The 20,087-nt window shown below is 70.1% G+C and carries 23 protein-coding genes and 1 riboswitch; of the genes, 11 read left to right on the forward strand and 12 right to left on the reverse strand.

Going from position 1 to position 20,087, the window contains the following annotated elements; translation table 11 throughout:
• Positions 1-46 precede the first annotated feature (46 nt).
• The gene (locus AC1HIL_RS23000) at positions 47-568 is read left to right on the forward strand and encodes a tripartite tricarboxylate transporter TctB family protein (protein WP_479670075.1); all 522 of its coding nucleotides are present in this window, start codon (positions 47-49) and stop codon (positions 566-568) included.
• A 4-nt stretch (positions 569-572) separates the two neighbouring features.
• Positions 573-2,132 carry a tripartite tricarboxylate transporter permease gene (locus AC1HIL_RS23005; RefSeq protein WP_057596755.1) on the forward strand — a complete coding sequence of 520 codons (1,560 nt, stop codon included), beginning with the start codon at positions 573-575 and terminating at the stop codon, positions 2,130-2,132.
• A gap of 2 nt (positions 2,133-2,134) precedes the next feature.
• On the opposite strand, the gene AC1HIL_RS23010 is transcribed toward AC1HIL_RS23005, so the two are convergent.
• Positions 2,135-2,548, reverse strand: a complete 414-nt coding sequence (locus tag AC1HIL_RS23010) for a hypothetical protein (RefSeq protein ID WP_057596754.1) — start codon at positions 2,546-2,548, stop codon at positions 2,135-2,137.
• A gap of 142 nt (positions 2,549-2,690) precedes the next feature.
• Here AC1HIL_RS23010 and AC1HIL_RS23015 point away from each other — a divergent pair, with 142 nt between their 5' ends.
• Positions 2,691-3,158: an N-acetyltransferase family protein gene (locus tag AC1HIL_RS23015; RefSeq protein WP_479670076.1), complete on the forward strand. Its 468-nt coding sequence runs from the start codon at positions 2,691-2,693 to the stop codon at positions 3,156-3,158.
• Between the two features lie 3 nt (positions 3,159-3,161).
• Here the strand turns inward: AC1HIL_RS23015 and AC1HIL_RS23020 are convergent, their stop codons facing one another.
• The 4 genes from AC1HIL_RS23020 to AC1HIL_RS23035 all read right to left on the reverse strand — a co-directional run bounded on the left by AC1HIL_RS23020 (position 3,162) and on the right by AC1HIL_RS23035 (position 5,936).
• Positions 3,162-4,091: a pirin family protein gene (locus AC1HIL_RS23020; RefSeq protein ID WP_057596752.1), complete on the reverse strand. Its 930-nt coding sequence runs from the start codon at positions 4,089-4,091 to the stop codon at positions 3,162-3,164.
• Between the two features lie 52 nt (positions 4,092-4,143).
• On the reverse strand, positions 4,144-4,695 hold the full coding sequence (locus tag AC1HIL_RS23025; protein WP_057596751.1) for a flavodoxin family protein: 552 nt from the start codon (positions 4,693-4,695) through the stop codon (positions 4,144-4,146).
• Positions 4,696-4,732: 37 nt separating this feature from the next.
• Complete coding sequence (locus tag AC1HIL_RS23030; RefSeq protein WP_057596750.1) at positions 4,733-5,149, reverse strand: DoxX family protein; 417 nt, start codon at positions 5,147-5,149, stop codon at positions 4,733-4,735.
• Positions 5,150-5,234: 85 nt separating this feature from the next.
• Entirely contained in the window at positions 5,235-5,936 is a 702-nt protein-coding gene (locus tag AC1HIL_RS23035; protein WP_479670077.1) for a pirin family protein, read from the reverse strand.
• Positions 5,937-6,097: 161 nt separating this feature from the next.
• Between AC1HIL_RS23035 and AC1HIL_RS23040 the strand changes: the two genes are divergently transcribed.
• The 4 genes from AC1HIL_RS23040 to trmB all read left to right on the forward strand — a co-directional run bounded on the left by AC1HIL_RS23040 (position 6,098) and on the right by trmB (position 9,966).
• The gene (locus AC1HIL_RS23040) at positions 6,098-7,051 is read left to right on the forward strand and encodes a LysR family transcriptional regulator (protein WP_057596748.1); all 954 of its coding nucleotides are present in this window, start codon (positions 6,098-6,100) and stop codon (positions 7,049-7,051) included.
• Positions 7,052-7,167: 116 nt separating this feature from the next.
• On the forward strand, positions 7,168-8,274 hold the full coding sequence (locus AC1HIL_RS23045; RefSeq protein WP_479670078.1) for an NAD(P)/FAD-dependent oxidoreductase: 1,107 nt from the start codon (positions 7,168-7,170) through the stop codon (positions 8,272-8,274).
• A 40-nt stretch (positions 8,275-8,314) separates the two neighbouring features.
• Positions 8,315-9,229 carry a tRNA glutamyl-Q(34) synthetase GluQRS gene (gluQRS, locus tag AC1HIL_RS23050; protein ID WP_479670079.1) on the forward strand — a complete coding sequence of 305 codons (915 nt, stop codon included), beginning with the start codon at positions 8,315-8,317 and terminating at the stop codon, positions 9,227-9,229.
• Positions 9,226-9,966 (forward strand): tRNA (guanosine(46)-N7)-methyltransferase TrmB, encoded by a 741-nt coding sequence (gene trmB / locus AC1HIL_RS23055; RefSeq protein ID WP_261207227.1) that lies wholly within the window; start codon positions 9,226-9,228, stop codon positions 9,964-9,966. The genes gluQRS and trmB overlap by 4 nt, the downstream gene beginning before the upstream one ends.
• A 16-nt stretch (positions 9,967-9,982) precedes the next feature.
• On the opposite strand, the gene AC1HIL_RS23060 is transcribed toward trmB, so the two are convergent.
• Positions 9,983-10,462: an energy transducer TonB gene (locus AC1HIL_RS23060; protein WP_261207225.1), complete on the reverse strand. Its 480-nt coding sequence runs from the start codon at positions 10,460-10,462 to the stop codon at positions 9,983-9,985.
• Positions 10,463-10,545: 83 nt separating this feature from the next.
• Here AC1HIL_RS23060 and AC1HIL_RS23065 point away from each other — a divergent pair, with 83 nt between their 5' ends.
• A complete protein-coding gene (locus AC1HIL_RS23065; RefSeq protein WP_057597525.1) occupies positions 10,546-11,712 on the forward strand; it encodes an ABC transporter substrate-binding protein in 1,167 nt (388 codons plus the stop codon).
• Between the two features lie 4 nt (positions 11,713-11,716).
• On the opposite strand, the gene AC1HIL_RS23070 is transcribed toward AC1HIL_RS23065, so the two are convergent.
• From AC1HIL_RS23070 to AC1HIL_RS23090, 5 genes are all read right to left on the reverse strand, one after another.
• Entirely contained in the window at positions 11,717-12,328 is a 612-nt protein-coding gene (locus AC1HIL_RS23070) for a helix-turn-helix domain-containing protein (RefSeq protein ID WP_057597524.1), read from the reverse strand.
• Positions 12,329-12,467: 139 nt separating this feature from the next.
• Complete coding sequence (locus AC1HIL_RS23075; protein WP_057597523.1) at positions 12,468-12,872, reverse strand: cupin domain-containing protein; 405 nt, start codon at positions 12,870-12,872, stop codon at positions 12,468-12,470.
• A 118-nt stretch (positions 12,873-12,990) separates the two neighbouring features.
• Positions 12,991-13,602: a DJ-1/PfpI family protein gene (locus AC1HIL_RS23080; RefSeq protein WP_413763196.1), complete on the reverse strand. Its 612-nt coding sequence runs from the start codon at positions 13,600-13,602 to the stop codon at positions 12,991-12,993.
• Between the two features lie 37 nt (positions 13,603-13,639).
• Positions 13,640-13,966, reverse strand: coding sequence for a ferredoxin family protein (locus AC1HIL_RS23085; protein WP_479670080.1), 327 nt, complete (start codon positions 13,964-13,966; stop codon positions 13,640-13,642).
• A gap of 10 nt (positions 13,967-13,976) precedes the next feature.
• The gene (locus AC1HIL_RS23090) at positions 13,977-15,305 is read right to left on the reverse strand and encodes an MFS transporter (RefSeq protein WP_057597520.1); all 1,329 of its coding nucleotides are present in this window, start codon (positions 15,303-15,305) and stop codon (positions 13,977-13,979) included.
• A gap of 292 nt (positions 15,306-15,597) precedes the next feature.
• A riboswitch (Fluoride riboswitch) is annotated at positions 15,598-15,667 on the forward strand.
• A 78-nt stretch (positions 15,668-15,745) separates the two neighbouring features.
• Here AC1HIL_RS23090 and AC1HIL_RS23095 point away from each other — a divergent pair.
• The gene (locus AC1HIL_RS23095; protein WP_479670081.1) at positions 15,746-17,002 is read left to right on the forward strand and encodes a voltage-gated chloride channel family protein; all 1,257 of its coding nucleotides are present in this window, start codon (positions 15,746-15,748) and stop codon (positions 17,000-17,002) included.
• A 12-nt stretch (positions 17,003-17,014) separates the two neighbouring features.
• Here AC1HIL_RS23095 and AC1HIL_RS23100 read toward each other — a convergent pair whose 3' ends face one another.
• Entirely contained in the window at positions 17,015-17,893 is an 879-nt protein-coding gene (locus AC1HIL_RS23100) for a LysR family transcriptional regulator (protein ID WP_057598144.1), read from the reverse strand.
• 125 nt (positions 17,894-18,018) lie between these two features.
• Here AC1HIL_RS23100 and AC1HIL_RS23105 point away from each other — a divergent pair, with 125 nt between their 5' ends.
• On the forward strand, positions 18,019-18,570 hold the full coding sequence (locus AC1HIL_RS23105; protein ID WP_479670082.1) for a GNAT family N-acetyltransferase: 552 nt from the start codon (positions 18,019-18,021) through the stop codon (positions 18,568-18,570).
• Positions 18,571-18,573: 3 nt separating this feature from the next.
• A complete protein-coding gene (locus tag AC1HIL_RS23110) occupies positions 18,574-20,079 on the forward strand; it encodes an MFS transporter (protein WP_479670083.1) in 1,506 nt (501 codons plus the stop codon).
• Positions 20,080-20,087 lie beyond the last annotated feature (8 nt).

Raw genomic sequence — 20,087 nt, forward strand, 5'->3', positions numbered from 1 at the left:
AAAGCCCCGCTTCCTAGACTGCATCGCTTCAGCCCGAAGGAGACATATGCAGCACAGCACGGGTGGTGGCGCGGCCTCGCAGGCATCGCGCGCCCCATCGACATTCAAGAAAGACTATTACGGCGGGGCCCTGATGGTGATCGTCGGACTGGCCGCCGCCTACGCCGGCTACGGCTACCGCGTCGGCGAACTCGCGCACATGGGGCCGGGCTTCTTCCCGGTCGCCCTCGGGCTGCTGCTGGCCTTCATCGGCCTCTTGATGGTGATCTCGGCGCGCGGCCAGCAGCCGGCGCCCGAGGCCGCGGGCTCGCACGGCCATCCCGCCGGCCTGCCCGACCTGCGCGGCTGCGTCTGCATCGTGCTGGGCATCCTCTCGTTCCTGCTGCTCGGCGAGTACGGCGGGCTCTTGCCCGCGACCTTCGCGATCGTGTTCATCTCGGCGCTCGGCGACCGCGACAACACGCTGCGCGAGGCCTTCCTGCTCGCGCTCGCGATGATGGCCATCGCGGTGGTGGTGTTCTGGTGGGCGCTGAGCCTGCAGCTGCCGCTGTTCCAGTGGGGAGGCTGAGACCATGATCGGACAATCGCTCCACGACCTCTGGTTCGGCTTCGGCGTCGCGTTCCAGGGCTCCAACCTGCTGTGGTCCTTCTTCGGCGTGCTGGTGGGCAACCTCATCGGCGTGCTGCCCGGCATGGGCGCGCTGCAGGCCATCTCGATCCTGCTGCCGCTCACCTACGTGATGCACCCGGTGCCCGCCATCCTGATGCTGGCCGGCATCTTCTACGGCTCGCAGTACGGCGGCGCGATCGGCGCCATCCTGATGAACATGCCCTCGCACCCGCCGCACGCGGTGACCTGCCTCGACGGCTATCCGCTGACGAAGAAGGGCAAGGGCGGCGTGGCACTCGGCGTGACGATGATCTCCTCGTTCTTCGCCGCCTCGGTGGGCATCGTGGTGATGATCTTCGCCTCGCCGCTGCTGGTGCAGATCGCGTTCAAGTTCGGCCCGACCGAGATCTTCTCGATCATGATGCTGGGCCTGCTCGCGGGCTCGACCATGTCGCGCGGCTCGGCGCTCAAGGGCGTGGCGATGACGGTGTTCGGCCTGCTGTGCGGCGTGGTCGGCACCGACGTCAACAGCGGCAGCTTCCGCTTCGCCTTCGACCTGCCCGAGCTCAGCGACGGCCTCGAGCTGGTCGCGATCTCGATGGGCCTGTTCGGCGTGGCCGACTTCCTGCTCAACGTGAACCGCATGAAGAGCATCGGCGACACCGGCACGCTCAAGCTCAGCGACATGCGCCCGAGCAAGGAAGAGCTCAAGCGCGCCTTCCCCGCCATGATCCGCGGCACCGTCGTCGGCACGATCTTCGGCGCGATGCCGGGCACCGGACCGACCATCACCACCTTCATCGCCTATGCGCTCGAGCGCAAGGTGTCGAAGACGCCCGCGGCCTTCGGCACCGGCATGATCGAAGGCGTGGCCGGGCCCGAGGCCTCGGCGCATTCGAAGACGCAGGTCGACTTCATCCCGACCATGAGCCTGGGCATCCCGGGCGACGCGGTGATGGCGCTGATCCTCGGCGCGCTGCTGATCCAGGGCATCCAGCCCGGCCCGCAGCTGATCACCGAGCACCCGGACATCTTCTGGGGCCTGATCGCCAGCTTCTGGATCGGCAACGTGATCCTGGTGGTGCTCAACGTGCCGCTGATCGGGGTCTGGGTGAAGCTCCTGAAGGTGCCCTACAAGTACCTGTTCCCGGCGGCGATGTTCTTCATCGCGGTGGGCGTGTTCAGCACGCAGAACAGCCTGTTCCAGATCTGGGAGGTGCTGGTGTTCGGCATCATCGGCGCGCTGCTGATGTCGCTCGAGTTCTCGGTCGCGCCGATCCTGCTGGGCTTCGTGCTCGGGCCGATGGTGGAGGAGAACTTCCGCCGCGCGCTGCTGCTCTCGCGCGGCGACATGTCGGTGTTCGTCACGCGCCCGATCAGCGGCACCTTCATCGGGCTGTGCGTGCTGCTGCTGATCGGCGTGGGCTACTCGGCCTGGCGCGGTTCGCGCCGCAAGTCGCAGCTGCTGCCCGACGCGCCCGACGGTGCGCCACCGGCCGAAGCGGTGACGCTGGGCAAGTAGTTTTAGAGGCCTTCGGCGAAGGCCAGCACGCGGCGCCCGTCAGCCTCGGTGTAGACCGCGGCCGGCGTGAGCCCCACGTAGCGGCCGCCCTCGTGCGGCCGCGCTTCCACCAGCTGGAAGCCCACCACCTCGCCCGACTTCACGTAGCGGGTCTCGATGTAGATGCCGGTCTGGCCGGCCTTGTTGACCGGCAGCTGCGCGACCGCCGCATAGTCCTCGGCCTTGAGCAGTGCCGTGAGGCGGTCCTTGAGGTGGAAGTCGTACCAGGCCTGCTTGTAGACCTGCGACTCGCCGGTCTTCACGTGCTTGAGCATCACCAGCAGCTTGCGCTGGAACAGCTTGAGCTCCTTCATCAGGAACTCGAACAGGTCGCCGTATTCGCCCGGTGCCGTTTCCGGTGTCTTCTGAATCGCCATCTCGCCTCGCTCGCTTTCTTCAACGTCGTTGTGGTTGTGGGTCGCGGGGCCGGTGTTCCCTCCCTCGCGGCGGGCGCACTTTACTATCGGGCGATGACGTTTCGCGCCAACTGGCGCGCGACGATGCAACAGAGTTTCACAAGTGAACCCTATCGTTTTCAGAACCGCGACGCGCACCGATCTGGCCGCCATCGTCGCCCTGCTCGCCGACGATCCGCTGGGCCGCGAACGCGAGGCCGCGGGTGCTTCACCCGCTGTCGTCGATGCGCGCTACGTCGCCGCCTTCGAGGCCATCGCGGCCGATGCGAACCAGCAACTGGTGGTGGTGACCGAGGGCGACACGGTGGTCGGCACGCTGCAACTCTCGTTCATTCCGGGCATCGCGCACCAGGGTGCATGCCGCGGCCAGATCGAGGTCGTGCGCATCGCGGCGCAGCGGCGCGATGCGGGGCTGGGCCAGCGGATGTTCGAGTGGGCGATCGCGCGCTGCCGCGAGCGGGGCTGCACCCTGGTGCAGCTCACGACCGACAAGCGCCGGCCCGATGCCCATCGCTTCTACGAGCGGCTGGGCTTCGTGGCGAGCCACGAGGGCTACAAGCTCGCGCTGTAGAACTCAGGTGGGCGTGCTGCCCGTGTCGGGCTCGCGCACGCCGAAGGGCTTGCCCGGCAGCGGGATGAACTCGGTCTCGCCGGGCACGTGGCCCATGCGCTGCGCGGCCCAGTCCTCGCCGGCCTGCAGGATGCGTTCGCGCCGGCTCGAGACGAAGTTCCAGGTGATGTAGCGCGGCCCGTCGAGCGGCTCGCCGCCGATCACCACCAGCCGCACCGGCGCGGTCACGGGCGCCGTGAGGTTGGCGCCCTGCCCGTCGGCCAGCACGGCCATGGTGTGCATCGGCACGGCCACGCCGTCGAGGCCGATGTCGCCATCGATCGGGTAGACCGCGAGCTCGGGCGCCAGCGCGGGCAGCGCGAAGCTCGCGCCGGCCGGCAGCGCGATGTCGAGGTAGACGGTCCGCGAGAAGGTCGTGACGGGCGAGCGCGCGCCGAAGGCCTCGCCCACCAGCACGCGCACGCCCACGCCCTGCTCGAACAGCGCGGGGATCGCATCGGCCGCGGTGTGCTCGAAGGCGGGCTCCACTTCCTCATGGGCCTGAGGCAGCGCGGCCCACAGCTGCAGGCCGTGATTGACGAAGGTCTCGGCCAGCAGGCGTTCGGGCTTGCGCTCGGAGTGCACGATGCCGCGGCCCGCGGTCATCCAGTTGATGGCGCCCGGCAGGATCTCCTGCACGCTGCCGATGCTGTCGCGATGCATCATCGCGCCCTCGAACAGGTAGGTGACGGTGGCCAGGCCGATGTGCGGATGCGGGCGCACGTCGTGCGCATGGCCCGGCTGCTCGGTGGCCGGGCCGAAATGGTCGAAGAACACGAAAGGGCCGACCGAGCGGCGCACGGCCGCGGGCAGCAGGCGCCGCACGTTGAAGCCGCCCCCCAGGTCCTTGTCGTGCGGTTGCAGCAAACGGGTGGCGGGGGTGGCGTCGGTCATCGTGTTCTCTCCGTGGGTGCCCCGGGCCGGGGGCGGCCCGCTCAGGCGATGGTCAGCCGCGCGATCTTGCCACCGCGGCCACGCGCTCGCCGAAAGACCGCGCGGTGTCGAGGTCACCGCGGGGAATCTCGGCCGGGCTCGCGTCCGAGGGCGACTGCGTCAGCAGGCCGCCGTAGCCGCCGATGTAGTTGGTCGAATCGCGCGTGGCGGCCTTGTTGTTGGTCGGCAGGATGCCCATGCTGACCCAGATGCCGCTGTGCTGCATCGCGAGCGTCCACAGGTAGGTCATGGTCGTGACCTTGTCGCCGTTGATGGTGGCGCTGTTGGTGAAGCCCGCGAAGAGCTTGTCCTTCCAGCCCTGCGTGTACCAGACCTTCGACGATGCATCGGCGAATTTCTTGAACTGCCAGCTCACGCCGCCCATGTAGGTGGGCGAGCCCAGGATGATCGCGTCGGCCGCGGCCAGGGTCTCCCAGCCGCCCTCGGGCAGGTTGCCGTCCGCGTCGATGGCGAGCAGCTGCGCGCCCGCGCCGTCGGCCACGGCTTGCGCCACGCGCTGGGTATGGCCGTAGCCGGAATGGAAGACGACGACGATGTTGCTCATGTTCGGTGGCTCCTTGCGATGGGAATGGATGCGGGGATCAGCGCTTGTCGATGCTGAAGCGGCCGGGACCGAAGGCGGCGAAGGCGAGCAGGCCGCCGGCGATCGCGATGTTCTTGTTGAAGTTGATCTGCTGCGCCATCTTCATCGCGTCGGGCACGGCCCAGTACTTGTGGAAGAACAGCGCGGTCGCGACCGTGAAGATGGCCATGGCGATCGCGGTCCAGCGGGTCTTGAAGCCCAGCAGCAGCGCGATGCCCAGGCCGAGCTCGACCACGATCGCGATCGCCGCCGCCACCTCGGGCAAGGGCAGGCCGGCCGAGGTGATGTAGCCCACGGTGCCGCCGAAGCCCATGAGCTTGCCGATGCCGGCCGGGATGAACAGGTAGGCGATCAGGATGCGGCCGATCAGCGCCAGCGTGTCCTGCGCGCCGTTGGGGGTGGTGGTGGTTGCCATGGTTCGAACTCCTCGGTTGTGTTGAATGGAATGAAGGGAACGGGTCGCGAAAAAAGGCCGGGCCCTCGCCCGGCCCGGGAACACATCAGGCGGCGAGGTCGAACACCAGCACCTCGGCATCCTTGCCGCCGGCCAGCGTCAGCCGCGATTCGCCCTCGAGCAGCGCGGCGTCGCCGCCCGCGAGCTTCTGGCCATTGACCTCGAGCTCGCCGCGCACAAGGTGCACGTAGCCCTTGCGCTTCGGATCGAGCGCGAGGCTCGCGCGCTCGTCGCCGTCGAGCAGGCCCGCGAACAGGCGCGCATCGGCATGCACCGTGACCGAACCGTCGGCGCCGTCGGGCGAGGCCACCAGGCGCAGCTTGCCGCGCTTCTCGGCCGCATCGAACTTCTTCTGCTCGTAGCCGGGCTCGATGCCGCGCACGTTGGGCTGGATCCAGATCTGCAGGAAGTGCGTGGTCTCGTCGGCCTTGTGGTTGAACTCGCTGTGCATCACGCCGCGGCCGGCGCTCATGCGCTGCACGTCGCCGGGCGGGATCGATTCCACGTTGCCCATGCTGTCCTTGTGCGCCAGCTCGCCCGAGAGCACGTAGCTGATGATCTCCATGTCCTTGTGGCCATGGGTGCCGAAGCCGGCACCGGCGGCCACGCGGTCCTCGTTGATCACGCGCAGGTTGCCGAAGCCCATGTGGGCCGGGTCGTAGTAGTTGGCGAAGGAAAAGCTGTGGAACGAGCGCAGCCAGCCGTGGTCGGCATAACCGCGTTCCTGGGATTTACGGACTTGCAACATCGTCGGACTCCTTGGGCCGGTCCCGTGGGGATCATCGGCCTTCTTCGTATGCCGCGCCGGATGCGCAGCGGATGGGAAGAACTTTAGGCCCGCGCCCCCGAGGGAAAAGCGCCGCGCTTTGATGGCATCATTCAAATTTTTTGATCAATGGAGCCGCGACCATGCCCAGCCCCCGCGACGTGCTGACCCCCGATGCGCTCGCCATGCTGCAGACCGTGGCCCACACCGGCAGCTTCGCCGCGGCGGCGCGCGCGCTCGACCTCGTGCCCAGCGCGCTGAGCTACCGCGTGCGCCAGATCGAGGATGCGCTCGACGTGCTCTTGTTCGACCGCAGCGCGCGGCAGGCGAAATTGACCGAGGCCGGCGCCGAGCTGCTGCGCGAGGCGGCGCGACTGCTCGGCGAGATCGACGCCGTGGCCAACCGCGTGAAGCGCGTGGCCACCGGCTGGGAGCCGATGCTCACGATCGCGGTCGACAGCGTGATCGCGCGCGATCCGCTGCTCGACCTCGCCACCGCCTTCTTCGCGCTCGAGCCGCCGACCCGCCTGAAGCTGCGCGACGAGACCCTGCTGGGCACCATCGAGGCGCTGACCAGCGGCGAGGCCGACCTCGCGATCGGCGCGGTGCTCGATGCCGCCAGCCTGGCGTTCACCGCCACCGGCCTGCGCAGCCTGCCGCTGGGCGAGCTGCGCTTCATCTACGCGGTGGCGCCGCACCATCCGCTGGCGCGGCTCGAGGAACCGCTGAGCGACGCCGTGCTGCGCCAGTACCGCGCGGTGGCCGCGGCCGACTCGGCGCGCAGCAGTCCCGGCATGACGGTCAACCTGGTCGGCGGACAGGACGTGCTGACCGTGCCGACCATGCAGGCCAAGCTCGCGGCGCAGCTGCACGGCCTGGGCGGCGGCTTCCTGCCCGAGCCGATGGCACGGCCCTACATCGAGGCCGGCCACCTGGTCGAGCGCCGCACCGAGCGCCAGCCGCCGCTGGGCAGCATGCACTGCGCCTGGCGCGTGCGCGCGGCCGGCAAGCCCGGGCGCGCTCTCGAGTGGTGGCTCGCCCAGTTCGAGCACGAGGGCACGCGGCGCGCGCTGCTCGAACGGCACCGCGGCCGTTGATGCCCGCGGGACGCGCATCGTCGTTTGCCCCAGGGTGGCTGCGGCACGCGCGCAGACCGGGTTAGAGTCGGCGCAGCATCCACCGTCTTCACCTCGTCACAAGAAAAGGGTCCAGCATGACCACTCGTCCTCGCGCCAAGGCAGACCGCCACCGAACCCCGGCCCCCTCCCCCGACACCGCACCCGCCGCCGCGCCGCGCCACTACGCCGTCGTCGGCGCCGGCATGGCCGGCGTGGCCTGCGCGCGCACGCTGGTGCAGGCCGGCCACAGCGTCACGCTGTTCGAGCGCGGCGACGGGGCGGGCGGCCGCATGGCCAGCGTCGACACCGCCTTCGGCCGCTTCGACAGCGGCGCGCAGTACTTCACCGTGCGCGACGCGCGCTTCGCGCAGGCACTCGAAACCGTGCCCGGCCTGTGCCGGCGCTGGAGCGCCAACCTCGTGCGCGTGCTCGATGCCCACGGCCGCGTGGCCGAGGCCGCGCTGCCCTCGCTCGAATCGCACTGGGTGGCCCAGCCCGGCATGGACTCGCTGGTGGCGCAATGGGCGCGGCCGCTGGGCGACAGCCTGGTCACCGGCACGCAGGTCACGCGCATCGAGCCCGACGCGCTCGATGCCGCGCGCTGGCAGCTGCGCACCGCCGGTGCCGGCGACTCGCAGCGCGTGTACTCGGGCTTCGACGCGGTGCTGCTCGCGGTGCCGCCCTCGCGCGCCCGCGCGCTGCTCGAGGACGGCAAGCTGTCCCGCAGCATCAGCCGCCAGGTCGAGCCGGTGCGCATCGCGCCGTGCTGGACGCTGATGATCGCCTTCCCGCAGGCCAACCAGCCGACCATGTCGCACCTGGGCCCGCAATGGAACGCCGCGCGCAGCACGCACCACCGCGTGGCCTGGCTGGCGCGCGAATCGTCCAAGCCCGGCCGCGAACGCATCGAGCGCTGGACCCTGCAGGCCAGCGCCACCTGGTCGCAGGAACACCTGCGCGACGACGCGCCGCGCATCGAGGCCAAGCTGCTGCGCGCCTTCTCCGAGATCACCGGCATCCATGCCACGCCGGCCCATGCGCAGGCGCTGTGCTGGGCCGAGGCCCAGACCCAGGTGCCGGTGGGCCAGAGCCACCTGTGGGACGCCAAGGCGCGCATCGGCGTGGCCGGCGACTGGTGCATCGGCCACCGCGTCGAGGACGCCTTCGTCTCGGGCCTGTCGCTCGCGCTCGCGGCACTGTAGTTCGCGTTCCGGGGCCGGCCGCGGCCCCCTGCCGTTTTCCATGCCTCCCGTCGGCCGCTTCGCTCCCTCGCCCACCGGCCCGCTGCACGCGGGCTCGCTGGTCGCCGCGCTCGCGAGCTGGCTCGACGTGCGCGCGCAAGGCCCGCGGGCGCGCTGGCTGGTGCGCATCGAGGACGCCGACACCGAGCGCTGCCTGCCGGGCATGGGCGAGCGCATCCTGCGCCAGCTCGCCGACTGCGCGCTGATCCCCGACGAAGAGCCCGTGTGGCAGACCGCGCGCACCGCGCGCTACGAGGCTGCGCTGGCTCGCCTGCGCGAACGCGGCCTCGCCTACCCCTGCGGCTGCTCGCGCAAGGACATCGACGAAGCGCTCGCGCGGCTCGGCCGGCAGCACGAGCGCCATGGCGAGCGCGTCTACCCCGGCACCTGCCGCGACGGCCTGCATGGCAAGCCCGCGCGCGCCTGGCGCTTCGCCACGCAGAAGTTCGAGGCCGCGGCGCCGGGCGAACTCCACTGGGTCGACCGCCGCCTCGGCGCGCAGGGCCAGGACGTCGCCCGCGAGGTCGGCGACTTCGTGCTGCGCCGCGCCGACGGCCCCTGGGCCTACCAGCTCGCGGTGGTGGTCGACGATGCCGACCAGGGCGTGAGCGACGTGGTGCGCGGCGAGGACCTGGCCGACAACACCGCGCGCCAGATCCTGCTGCAGCGCGCGCTCGGGCTGCCAACGCCGCGCTACCTGCACACGCCGCTGGTGCGCGGCGCCGACGGCCACAAGCTCTCGAAGCAGAACGGCGCGGCGGCCTTCGACACCGCCACCCCCGAGGCCGCGCGCGCCGCGCTCGAGGCGGCGGCACGCGTGCTCGGCCTGGGCCCGGCCGCAGGCGCTTCCTGCGCCGAGGCGCTGGCCGGCTGGGTGCCCGCATGGCGCGCTCTCTACAATTCGCGGCCGCAATGACCTTTCCCGATACCGTGTCCCACGACCTTCCGCCCGCCGACGACGCAGGCGACAGCACTACGCCCCATCCGCTGCACCGCCGCCTCAAGAGCTTCGTGAAGCGCGGCGGCCGCACCACCGACGGCCAGGCGCGCGCCTTCGCCGAGCTGGGCCCGCTGTTCCTGCTGCCCTACCGCGAGCAGACGCTGGACCTGGCCGCCGCCTTCGGCCGCGAGGCGCCGACCGTGCTCGAGATCGGCTTCGGCATGGGCGAGGCCACGGCCCACATCGCGACCGTGCGGCCCGACACCGACTTCCTCTGCTGCGAGGTGCACGAGCCCGGCGTGGGCGCGCTGCTCAAGCGCATCGGCGAGCAGAGCATCCCGAACATCCGCATCTGCGCGCACGATGCCGTCGAGGTGCTCGACCACATGCTGCAGCCCGCCACGCTGGCCGGCGTGCACGTGTTCTTTCCCGATCCCTGGCACAAGAAGCGCCACAACAAGCGCCGGCTGATCCAGGCCGAGTTCGTGACCAAGCTCGCGCAGCACCTGCGCCCCGGCGGCTACATCCATTGCGCCACCGACTGGCAGCCCTATGCCGAGCAGATGCTCGAGGTGCTGTCGGCCGAGCCGCTGCTGCGCAACACCGCCGCCGACTACGCGCCCAAGCCCGACTACCGACCGCTGACCAAGTTCGAGAACCGCGGCCTCAAGCTGGGCCACGGGGTCTGGGACCTGGTGTTCGAGCGCGCCTGAGCGCACCGCCCCTTCGTCAGTCTTCGACGACGAAGCGGAACGGCAACCGCATCGCGCTGCGCAGGCCCTGGCCGTTCGCGTCGCGCGCCGGCTCGAAACGCCAGGCCTGGAGCGACTTCGTCACCGCCTGCGACAGCAGCGGATGCGGCGAGCTGAGGATCCGGATGCGATCGGCACGCCCCTCGGGGTCGACGTCGAAGGCCGCGACCACCGTGCCCGCCACGCCCTGCTCGGCCAGTTGCGAGGGATAGGGCGGGATCGAGCGCTGCAGCACGCGCGCGTCGGACACCGGCGCTGGCCGCCGCGCCGGTGCCGGATCCGCCATCGGCGCGGGCGCGGGCGCGATCGTGGGGGGCGCGGCGATCTCCAGCGCCGGCGTCCCGGTCCCGCCCTGCGAGAAGCCGGCCTCCGGTGCCTCCGGCGCCCTGTTCCGGGCCAGGTCGGTGCAACCGGCCAACACGGCACATCCCAGTGCCAGCACAGCGATCTTGTTCATGCGGGCGATTCTGCATGGGCAAAACTTCCCGTCGGGCATCCAAATTGCTACACTTTTTTACTATTTTTAGCAAAAGGTGTCCGATGAACGACGCACGCAGACAGTGGCTGATGAAGACCGGCGCCCTGCTGACCCTGGGCACGGCCCTGCCCCGCGCGTTCGCGCAGGCCACCCGCGCGGCCGCGCCCGCCGGCGCCCGCGTGGTGCTGCTCGGCCAGTCGGTGCCGCTGACCGGCACGGCCGGCGAGATCGGCCTGGCCTTCGCGGCCGGCAGCCGGCTCGCGGTGAGCGACTTCAACGAGCGCAATGCCGCCAGCGGCCTGCAGCTCAAGCTGCTGCAGCTCGACGACGGCTACGACGCCGCCCGCGCGGCGGCCAACGCCCGCACCCTGCTGTCGCGCGACAAGGCCGACATGCTGTTCGGCTTCGTCGGCACCGCCAGCAGCAATGCCGGCGCCGAGGTCGCCACCCAGCAGGGCAGCCTGCTGTTCGCGCCCTTCGCGGCCTCGGACACCCTGCGCGGCCCCGCGCATCCCAACGTGTTCCATGTGCGCCCCGGCATGATCGACGAGGCGCTGAAGATCGTGCGCCAGTGCGCCACCGTGGGGCAGACCCGCATCGCGCTGGTGGGCGACGACGACGCGATGGGCCATGCCGGCCTCGCGGCGGTGCAGCAGGCCGTGAGCGAACTCAAGCTGCCGCCGCTGGTCGCCACCGCGCTGGTGCCCGCGGGTGGCGGCAAGCCGCTCGAGGAGGCGCTCAAGGCCGTGCAGAAGCCCTCGCCGCAGGCCATCGTGCTGGTGTCGCTCTCGGGCACCACGGCCAATGCCATCCGCGCGCTGCGCAAGAGCGGCTACACCGGCAGCTTCATGGCCTTCTCGATCGTGGGCATCGACCCGCTCTACGCCGAACTCGGCAAGGACATCGGCGGCATCGTGATCTCGCAGGTCGTGCCCTCGCCGCGGCCTTCGGCGATCCCGATCGTCAAGGAGTACCGTGCCGCGGTCGACAACTCGGACCAGGCGCCTTCGTACGAAGGCCTCGAGGGCTTCATCGCCGCCAAGACCGTGGGCGAGGCGGTGCGCCGCGCGGGCCGCGGCTTCACGCCGCAGAGCCTGCAGCGCGTGATGGGCGCGATGACCGACTACGACGTCGGCGGCTTCCGCATCAACCTGCGCCCGGGCCTGCGCGACAACGTGCGCAGCATCGACCTGATCAGCATCTCTTCGGACGGCCGCGTGCTGCGCTGAAGCTTCAGGCCAGGTTCGGGTGGTAGCCCACGGGCGAATAGATCACCACCAGCGCCGTGGCCGGCCCCGCGAGCGCATGCCCGCGGTGCGGGATGCGCGCGTCGAAATGCAGCGTGTCGCCGGGCTCGAGGATGAACTTGTCGCCCCCGACCTGCCACTCCACGCGGCCCGTGAGCACGTGCATCATCTCCTCGCCCTCGTGCTCGAAGAACACGAACTTGTCGACCTTGTCGGGGAAGGTGAACAGGAAGGGCTGCAGCGCGCGGTCGGTGGTGGCGTCGGTCAGCGCGAAGTAGTCGTAGCCGAAGGCGCTGCCGCCCATCACGGTCGGGCGCTTGTCGGCATGCCGCACCAGGCTCACGCCGCGCCAGCTCTGCTGCGCATGCGCGTTGTCGGTGAGCAGGCTCGCGGCCTCGATGCCCAGCACGCTCGCGATGCGCGCCAGCGAGCCGATCGGCGGCACCTTCTGGCCGCTCTCGATGCGCGAGAGGTAGGCCTTGCCGAAGCCGGCCTGTTCGGCCAGCGCCGCGAGCGTGAGGCCCGCCTCGAGGCGCCGCTGCTTGAGGCGCACGCCGAGGTCCACATGGGCCGGCACCTCGGCGGGGGCCGCTGCCACGGCTGGAGCGGCGGGGGCCGCCGCGCGCCTGGGCGCGCGGGCGGTTTTCTTTGAAGCAACCATGCTCCGAATTTAATGGAACCGGTTTACCTGCCGGCACACCCGGTTGCCCGGATGGCCGGCACCGCGCGAGAAGAACTCAGTTCTTGTCGGCTTCGAAACCCGCTGCGTTGAAGAACACATTGGGCTTGCGATAGATCGCGAGGATGGTGCAGCCCTCGTCCGAGCGCGTCTCGTGCAGCGAGCCCGGCTGGCGCCAGACGAACTGGCCCGCGCGGCAGATGCCGTCGTGGTCCGAGAACGAACCCTCGAGCACCCAGCTCTGCTCGATCTCGGGATGCTTGTGGAACGGCAGCACCGCGCCGGGTTCCCATTTGAGCAGCACCGTCATCTCGCCCGATGCGTCGTTGCGGTAGAGCACTTTCATCTGGATCTTCGGAAACTGCGAGGGCCGCCATTCGAGCGTGGCGGGATCGACGTAGACGGAACCACCGATGGTGGGTTGCAGCTTGCCGGAGAGGCGTTCCTTGAAGACGGCGGACATGGTGTTTGACTCCTGTGAATGAATGGATGGGTGGGGGACGGGGGACATCGCCGCAGCGGGTGGATTCGATTCTAGATCGAAGTTTCCCATTGGACAACTTTCGAAATCACGGAACGGATCAGGCGGCGAAGCGCAGCCGGTTGGCCTCGCGCGCGGCGCCGTATTCCATGATCCGGGCCACCTCGGCCGCGGGTGCGGGGCCGAAGCGTTTCTCGATCAGGTACAGCACGGCGTCGATGCACAGCGTGACGCCGCCGCCAGTGACCACGCGGCCGTTGTCGACCACGAGCGCGGGCTCGGTGCGGATCGCCGGATAGCGTTGCCGCAGCTCATCGAGCGGCGAGGTCTCGGGTGGCACCACCTCGAACTTGGTGGTCGCGCGCAGGCCGTCGAGCACGCCGGCCTCGGCCAGGATCATCGCGCCGGTGCAGACCGAGCAGACCAGCGCTTCGGGCGCCACGCGGCGCACGAACTCGAGCACGCGCGCATCCTGCGAGGCGGCGCGCCAGCCGGGCCCGCCGGGCACCAGCAGCACGTCGACCTCGCGCACCTCCTCGAAGCTCTTGTTCGGCAGCACCTGCAGGCCGTTGGCGAGCGTGACCGGCGCGCGGTCGAAGGACACGGTCTGGTAGCCGAGCTCGGGGATCACGCGCCGCGCCATCGAGACCACGCCGATGGCGGCGAGGTCCACGGGCTCGATGCCCTCGTAGAGCAGGAAGGTCATGTGCATGCGCGGGTCTCCGTTCTGAATGAAAAAGGCGTGGGGGTCATGGTTCGAGGATCAGGCGCTCGCGCTTGGCGGTGTCGAAGGCATGCGCGTCGGCATCGGCCAGCGCCTGGGTGCCGACTGCCAGCGGCCACTGCGCAGCGAGCCGCGCATTGAGCGCGATCCAGTCGCGCTGGTCGGGCGCGAGGTCGGCTGCGGGATGGATCGCCTGCACCGGGCACACCATCTCGCACAGGCCGCAGTTGGCGCAGGCGCGCGGATCGATGACCACGAAGTTCGGTCCTTCGTGGAAGGCGTTCTGCGGGCACACCGACACGCACTCGCCATAGCGGCATGCGATGCAGGCTTCGGTCACGACGAAGGTCATGCGGCCGCGCTCAGAAGTTGCGCACCGAGTCGTCGCGCGTCTCGTGCGCGAAGAAGGCCGCCACCAGGGTCACGCAGGCCAGGCCGATCAGCATGATCGACACGCCCGCGGTGCCGCCGAGCTTGCCCACCAGCAGGGTGGCGAGGATCGGCGCCAGTCCGCCGCCGAGCGCGGCCGACACCTGGAAGCCGAACGAGGCGCCGGTGTAGCGCACGCGTGCGCCGAAGAGCTCGGGAAAGTAGGTGGCCTGCGGGCCGAACATCAGGCCGTGGCCGAAGCTCAGCGCCACCGCGGTCGCGGCGATGATGATCCACGGATCGCGCGTGTCGACCAGCCAGAACAGCGGGAACGCGAAGACGATGGTGAAGAGCGTGCCCGCGAAGTAGAACGGGCGGCGCCCGACGATGTCCGACAGCCAGCCGAACAGCGGAATCGTCACCACCTCGATCGCCGCCGCGACCATGATCGCGTTGAGCAGCATCTCCTTGGGCAGGCCCAGGTTCTTGGTCGCGTAGACCACCATGAACACCGTGAGCATGTAGACCCACGAGACCTCGCAGATCTTCAGGCCGACCGCGATCAGGAAGTTCTTCGGATCGCGGAACACCGCTTCGGCGAAGGGATTGCGCGCGATCTCCTTCTTGGCCTTCATCTCGAGGAACACCGGCGACTCCGACACCCGCGTGCGGATGAAGGCACCGAGCGCCACCAGCACCACGCTCAGCAGGAAGGGCACGCGCCAGCCCCAGGCCATGAAGTCCTCCTCGGGCAGGGTCGACACCATCGAATAGACGCCCGCCGACAGGATCAGGCCGATCGGGAAACCGACCTGCACCAGGCTGCCGCACAGCCCGCGCCGGCGCTTAGGCGCATGCTCGAGCACCATCAGCGCCGCCCCGCCCCACTCGCCGCCCAGGCCGATGCCCTGCACGATGCGCAGCACGATCAGGAGGATCGGCGCCCAGATGCCGATCTGCTGGTAGGTCGGCAGCAGGCCGATGGCGAAGGTGCCGAGTCCCATGATCGCGAGCGTCAGCAGCAGCATCGACTTGCGGCCCAGCCGGTCGCCGAAGTAGCCGAACACCGCGCCGCCGAAGGGCCGCGCGAAGAAGCCCACGGCCGCGCTGCCCAGCGCGGCCAGCGTGCCCATCAGCGGGTCGTCGGCGGGAAAGAAGATCTTGTTGAAGACCAGCGCGGCGGCGGTGCCGTAGATCAGGAAGTCGTACCACTCGATGATGGTTCCGACCGAGCTGGCGAACACGACACGGCTGACTTCGGAGCTGTCGGTCTCGGCCGACCGTCCCTCCTGGGCCAGCGCGGGGTTTGCGGGGTGATTCATGGTGGTGGCTCTCCGATGCGAGGTTGATGGCTCTGCTGGCGGGGACCGCCCGCCTCGAGGGCGGCGGCGGCACGGGTTGCCCGTTTTCGTGCACGGGCGTTGGAAGCTGCGCGAAGATTAGTTTTGTTTCCCAATGGGAAACATATCGCTTTCCCTGAGATGAAATATCCGCCGCTCCAGGGGTAAATCCCGTATCGAGAGTTGCCCAGTTTTGGCGAATAAGTTTCCCATCGGGCTACTTCTTCGCAAGAGCCATGCCACGGGACGGCGCCGGAGACCGCCCTCTTAGAATCCAGGCCCAAGAGATGGCGTACCTCTTCGAACCGCCGCACCTCCGTGCGGCTGATGACGCCTACAGACACCTGACCTCGTCAGGGCTGTAGGCGCTCGCGTGCATGCATCCCCCGCTGGTCAGGCCGATCGATCCGAGCCCCTGAACCATGCGCAAACTTTCCAACTTCGAACCGCTGCAACTGCTGCCCTTCATCGGCCGATGGCTGCTGCTCGCCACGCTCGTGGCCGCCCTGGCCGGCACCGCCTCGGCCTTCTTCCTGCACGCCCTCGACCTGGCCACGGCCTGGCGCGAGGCCCATCGCTGGATCGTCTGGCTGCTGCCCGTCGCCGGCATGGCCGTGGGCTGGGTCTATCACCGGCTCGGCAAGCAGGTGGACGCCGGCAACAACCTGCTGATCGAGGAGATCCACGACCCTCGCCAGGTGGTGCCGCTGCGCATGGTGCCGCTGGTGCTGGGCGGCACCGTGGTCTCGCACCTGTTCGGCGCCTCGGTCGGCCGCGAGGGCACGGCCGTGCAGATGGGCGGCGCGCTGGCCGATCAGCTCACGCACGTGTTCCGCCTGCAGCGCGAGGACCGCCGCGTGCTGCTGATGAGCGGGATCGCCGCGGGCTTCGCGTCGGTGTTCGGCACGCCGCTGGCCGGGGCCATCTTCGGCCTCGAGGTGCTGGCCATCGGCCGCATGCGCTACGACGCGCTCTTTCCCTGCATCGTCGCGGCCTTCGTGGCCGACCGGGTCTGCACCGCCTGGGGCATCCACCACACCCACTATGCGATCGGTGCGGTGGGCGCCATCGACGCCTGGCGCGTGCTCGCGGTGGTCCTCGCGGGCATCTTGTTCGGCCTGGTCGGCATGCTGTTCGCCACCGCGGCCCATGCGCTGGGCGCGCTGGTCAAGCGCCTGATCGCCTACCCGCCGCTGCGTCCCTTCGCGGGCGGCGTGGTCATCGCCACGGCGGTGTGGGCGCTCGATGCCCACCGCTACATCGGCCTGGGCATCCCCGACATCGTCCGCTCGTTCCAGGCGCCCATGCAGCCCTGGGATTTCCTCGCCAAGCTGGTCTTCACCGTCGCCTCGCTCGGCACGGGCTTCAAGGGCGGCGAGGTCACGCCGCTGTTCTACATCGGCGCGACCCTGGGCAACGCGCTGGCGCCGCTGCTGCACATGCCCTTCGCGCTGCTGGCCGGCATCGGCTTCGTCGCCGTCTTCGCGGGGGCCGCGAACACCCCGATCGCCACCACCCTGATGGCGATGGAACTGTTCGGCGCCGACATCGGCCCCCTGGCCGCGATCGGCTGCGTCACCGCCTACCTGTTCTCGGGGCACACGGGCATCTACCGCGCGCAGCGCATCGGGCATCGCAAGCACCACGGGCGCGCCGCGGAGGACGGCAGGCGCGCCTGAGCGCCGGACGGTTCAGGCCGTGCTGTCGAGCAGCAGCTCCGCGAAGCGCTGCTGCACGTAGAGCGCGGTGGCGCCCAGCGGCCGCCCCTGCAGCCACAGCATGCGCACCGACAGCCGCGGCAGCGCGAGCGCGGGGCACGGCAGTTCCTTGAGGGCCTGGCGGTAGCCCTCGTAGTGCGCGATGTTGACGGGCAGCACGGCCCATCCGAGCTTGTCGGCCACCATCTCGGCCGTGCTGTAGAAGCTGTCGGAGCGCCAGACGCGCGGGCTGTAGGCCACCTCGTGCACGTCGTCCGCATGCATCAGCAGTTGCCGGTGCCCGACCAGGTCCTTGCGCCGCACGGTGCGGCCGTCGGCCAGCGGATGGTCGACCGCCACGAACACGCCCTGCGGCACGCTGCCGATGCGGCGCAGCTCGAAGCAGGCGCGCGCCGGGCCACGGTCGAAATGGAAGGCCACGCTCGCGCGCTCCTGCTCCACGTAATCGGCCACCTCGGTGGCGGTGCCGTTGAGCAACGTGAGTTCGAGGCTCGGGTACTTCACCGAGATCTCGCGCAACAGCGTGGCGATGGCGGTGTACGGCAGCGCCTCGTCGAAGGCCATCGAGAGCGCGGCCTCGCTGCCGTCGTGCAGCGAGCGCGCGCGCTGGTCGAGCTGCTCGGCCTGGCGCAGCAGCTCGCGCGCCTCGAGCAGCAGCACCTGCCCCGCCTCGGACAGCTGCGCATTGCGCCGCGAGCGATCGAACAGCGCCACGCCGAGGTCGGCCTCGAGCAGGCCGATGGCGGTGCTCACGGCCGACTGCGCCTTGCCGAGCCGGCGCGCGGCCGCCGAGAACGAGCCGCAGTCGGCGGTGGTGACGAACTGGCGCAACTGGTCGACGGTCCATTCCATGGGCCTGCCTCTTTCTATCTATTTATCAGATGGGTTTCATCTTTATTCATCCATTCTATTGAAGCAAGATCGGCAGTCCAGGCGAGGCGACCTCGCCCCGTCCCTGAAAAGAGAAGTCCGTTCGTATGCCGATCTCCCGTCTCGCGATGCCCCGCATCCATACCGCCCCCATCGACCTGAACTGGTGCCACGACCCCGCGCAGGAAGCCGCCATCGCCGCGCTGTTCATGCGCCAGCTGAGCCCGCGCTACATCTCGCATTCCGAGCTGCAGGGCGAGCGCGCCGTCGCGCCCGGCGAATGGCGCCGCGACCTGCCCGAAGTGCTGCGCGCCGAACTGCGCGAAACGCTCGCGCTGCCGCCGGCCACGGCCGCCTCGCTGATCGCCACCGCGCATGCCGGCGATGCGCTGGCCGCGATCGCGCTGGTGTCCATCGACGAAACCCGGCGCGCCGCGCGCGCCTTCGCCACGCTCGACGACCTCGTGGTCGATGCGCCGTTCCAGTCGGCCGGCGTCGGCGGCCAGCTGTTCGACTGGGTCTGCGCCGAACTGCGGCAGCGCGGCATCGCGCGCCTGTTCCTCGAGAGCGGCCTCGGCAACCAGGGCGCGCACCGCTTCTTCGAGGCGCGCGGCTGCATGCCGGTCTCGGTCACGATGCTCAAGGAACTGGAGGCCTGAGCGATGAATACCGTGTTCAGGCAATGGGTCACCCTGGTGATCGTCTCGATGGCGCTGCTCTTGATCGTGGTCGACATGACCGTGCTCTACACGGCGCTGCCCACGCTCACGCACGATCTCGCGGCCTCCTCGTCCGAGAAGCTCTGGATCGTCAACGCCTACACCGTGGTGGTGTCGGGCTTCCTGCTCGGCATGGGCGCGCTCGGCGACCGCGTGGGCTACAAGCGCATGTTCCTCGCGGGCCTGATCGTCTTCGGCGTGGCCTCGCTGTGCGCCGCCTATGCCGGCAGCCCCGCGGCGCTGATCGCGGCGCGCGGTCTGCTGGGCGTGGGCGCCTCGATGATGATGCCGGCCACGCTGGCCATCATCCGGCTCGCCTTCGCCGACGAGCGCGAGCGCGCGGTCGCCATCGGCGTCTGGGCCTCGGTCGCCTCGGGCGGCGCCGCGTTCGGCCCGGTGGTCGGCGGCGTGCTGCTCGAGTACTTCTGGTGGGGCTCCGTGTTCCTCGTCAACGTGCCGGTGGTCGTGCTCGCGCTGGTGCTCGGCGCCTGGCTGCTGCCGGGGCGGCGCGCGGGCGCCACCGCGCACCCGAAGCCCTTCGACGTCCTCGGCTCGGTGCAGGTGTTCGTGGCGCTGGTCTGCCTGGTGCTCGCGATCAAGGAATTCGCCAAGCCCGCGCCCTCGGGCCTCGCGATGGGCATCAGCGGCGCGCTGAGCCTGCTGGCCATGACGCTGTTCGCGCGCCGCCAGCGTCGCAGCGCGAGCCCGCTGGTCGACTTCCGGCTGTTCCGCGACCCCTATTTCTCGGGCGGCGTGATCGCGGCCATCGTGGCCTCGGTGGCGCTGATCGGCGTCGAGCTGGTGTTCAGCCAGCGGCTGCAGCTGGTGAGCGGCCTCACGCCGCTGCAGGCCGGCCTGACGATCCTGCCGGTGCCGCTCGCCGCCTTCGTGGCGGGCCCGCTCGCGGGCATGCTGCTGCCGCGCATCGGTTCGCGCCCGCTGATCCTCGGCGGCCTGCTGGCCACCGCGCTCTCGCTGTGCGGGCTGGCGCTGGCCGTCGATGCCACGGGCGCATTCAAGCTCGCGGTGCTGGTGCTGCTGGGCCTGGGCGTGGGCGCGACCATCACGGCGGCCTCGAACGCGATCATGAACAACGCGCCGGCCGAGCACGCGGGCATGGCCGCGTCGATCGAGGAGGTGTCGTACGAACTGGGCGGCGTGCTCGGCATCGCGCTGCTCGGCAGCGTGCTCTCGTCGACCTACACGGCCACGCTGGCCATTCCCGACACGCTGGCGGTGCCGGCCTCGGCGCGCGACGGCATCGATGGCGCCCTGCTCGCGGCCGAGACGCTGCCCACCCAGGCCGGCACGCAGCTCGTGGCGCTCGCGCACACGGCCTTCGACCAGGCCTTCTTCGCGGTGATGGCGGTGGCCGTGGCGATCGTCGTCGCGGCGGCCTGCTCGGTGGCCGTGCTCGGCTGGCGCAGCGCGAAACCGCGCTGCGCCTGAGCCCAGCT

Source organism: Variovorax sp. ISS6 (genome assembly GCF_056523145.1).

Bases quoted from the DNA above. Each gene is read 5' to 3' on its own strand.
- AC1HIL_RS23110 (WP_479670083.1), top strand. From the start codon at position 18,574: ATGAATACCGTGTTCAGGCAATGGGTCACCCTGGTGATCGTCTCGATG.
- trmB (WP_261207227.1), top strand. From the start codon at position 9,226: ATGACCTTTCCCGATACCGTGTCCCACGACCTTCCGCCCGCCGACGAC.
- AC1HIL_RS23020 (WP_057596752.1), bottom strand. From the start codon at position 4,091: ATGACCGACGCCACCCCCGCCACCCGTTTGCTGCAACCGCACGACAAG.
- AC1HIL_RS23105 (WP_479670082.1), top strand. From the start codon at position 18,019: ATGCCGATCTCCCGTCTCGCGATGCCCCGCATCCATACCGCCCCCATC.
- AC1HIL_RS23085 (WP_479670080.1), bottom strand. From the start codon at position 13,966: ATGACCTTCGTCGTGACCGAAGCCTGCATCGCATGCCGCTATGGCGAG.
- AC1HIL_RS23035 (WP_479670077.1), bottom strand. From the start codon at position 5,936: ATGTTGCAAGTCCGTAAATCCCAGGAACGCGGTTATGCCGACCACGGC.
- AC1HIL_RS23080 (WP_413763196.1), bottom strand. From the start codon at position 13,602: ATGCACATGACCTTCCTGCTCTACGAGGGCATCGAGCCCGTGGACCTC.
- AC1HIL_RS23040 (WP_057596748.1), top strand. From the start codon at position 6,098: ATGCCCAGCCCCCGCGACGTGCTGACCCCCGATGCGCTCGCCATGCTG.
- AC1HIL_RS23005 (WP_057596755.1), top strand. From the start codon at position 573: ATGATCGGACAATCGCTCCACGACCTCTGGTTCGGCTTCGGCGTCGCG.
- AC1HIL_RS23010 (WP_057596754.1), bottom strand. From the start codon at position 2,548: ATGGCGATTCAGAAGACACCGGAAACGGCACCGGGCGAATACGGCGAC.
- AC1HIL_RS23000 (WP_479670075.1), top strand. From the start codon at position 47: ATGCAGCACAGCACGGGTGGTGGCGCGGCCTCGCAGGCATCGCGCGCC.
- AC1HIL_RS23065 (WP_057597525.1), top strand. From the start codon at position 10,546: ATGAACGACGCACGCAGACAGTGGCTGATGAAGACCGGCGCCCTGCTG.
- AC1HIL_RS23025 (WP_057596751.1), bottom strand. From the start codon at position 4,695: ATGAGCAACATCGTCGTCGTCTTCCATTCCGGCTACGGCCATACCCAG.
- AC1HIL_RS23030 (WP_057596750.1), bottom strand. From the start codon at position 5,149: ATGGCAACCACCACCACCCCCAACGGCGCGCAGGACACGCTGGCGCTG.
- gluQRS (WP_479670079.1), top strand. From the start codon at position 8,315: ATGCCTCCCGTCGGCCGCTTCGCTCCCTCGCCCACCGGCCCGCTGCAC.
- AC1HIL_RS23045 (WP_479670078.1), top strand. From the start codon at position 7,168: ATGACCACTCGTCCTCGCGCCAAGGCAGACCGCCACCGAACCCCGGCC.
- AC1HIL_RS23100 (WP_057598144.1), bottom strand. From the start codon at position 17,893: ATGGAATGGACCGTCGACCAGTTGCGCCAGTTCGTCACCACCGCCGAC.
- AC1HIL_RS23090 (WP_057597520.1), bottom strand. From the start codon at position 15,305: ATGAATCACCCCGCAAACCCCGCGCTGGCCCAGGAGGGACGGTCGGCC.
- AC1HIL_RS23060 (WP_261207225.1), bottom strand. From the start codon at position 10,462: ATGAACAAGATCGCTGTGCTGGCACTGGGATGTGCCGTGTTGGCCGGT.
- AC1HIL_RS23075 (WP_057597523.1), bottom strand. From the start codon at position 12,872: ATGTCCGCCGTCTTCAAGGAACGCCTCTCCGGCAAGCTGCAACCCACC.
- AC1HIL_RS23095 (WP_479670081.1), top strand. From the start codon at position 15,746: ATGCGCAAACTTTCCAACTTCGAACCGCTGCAACTGCTGCCCTTCATC.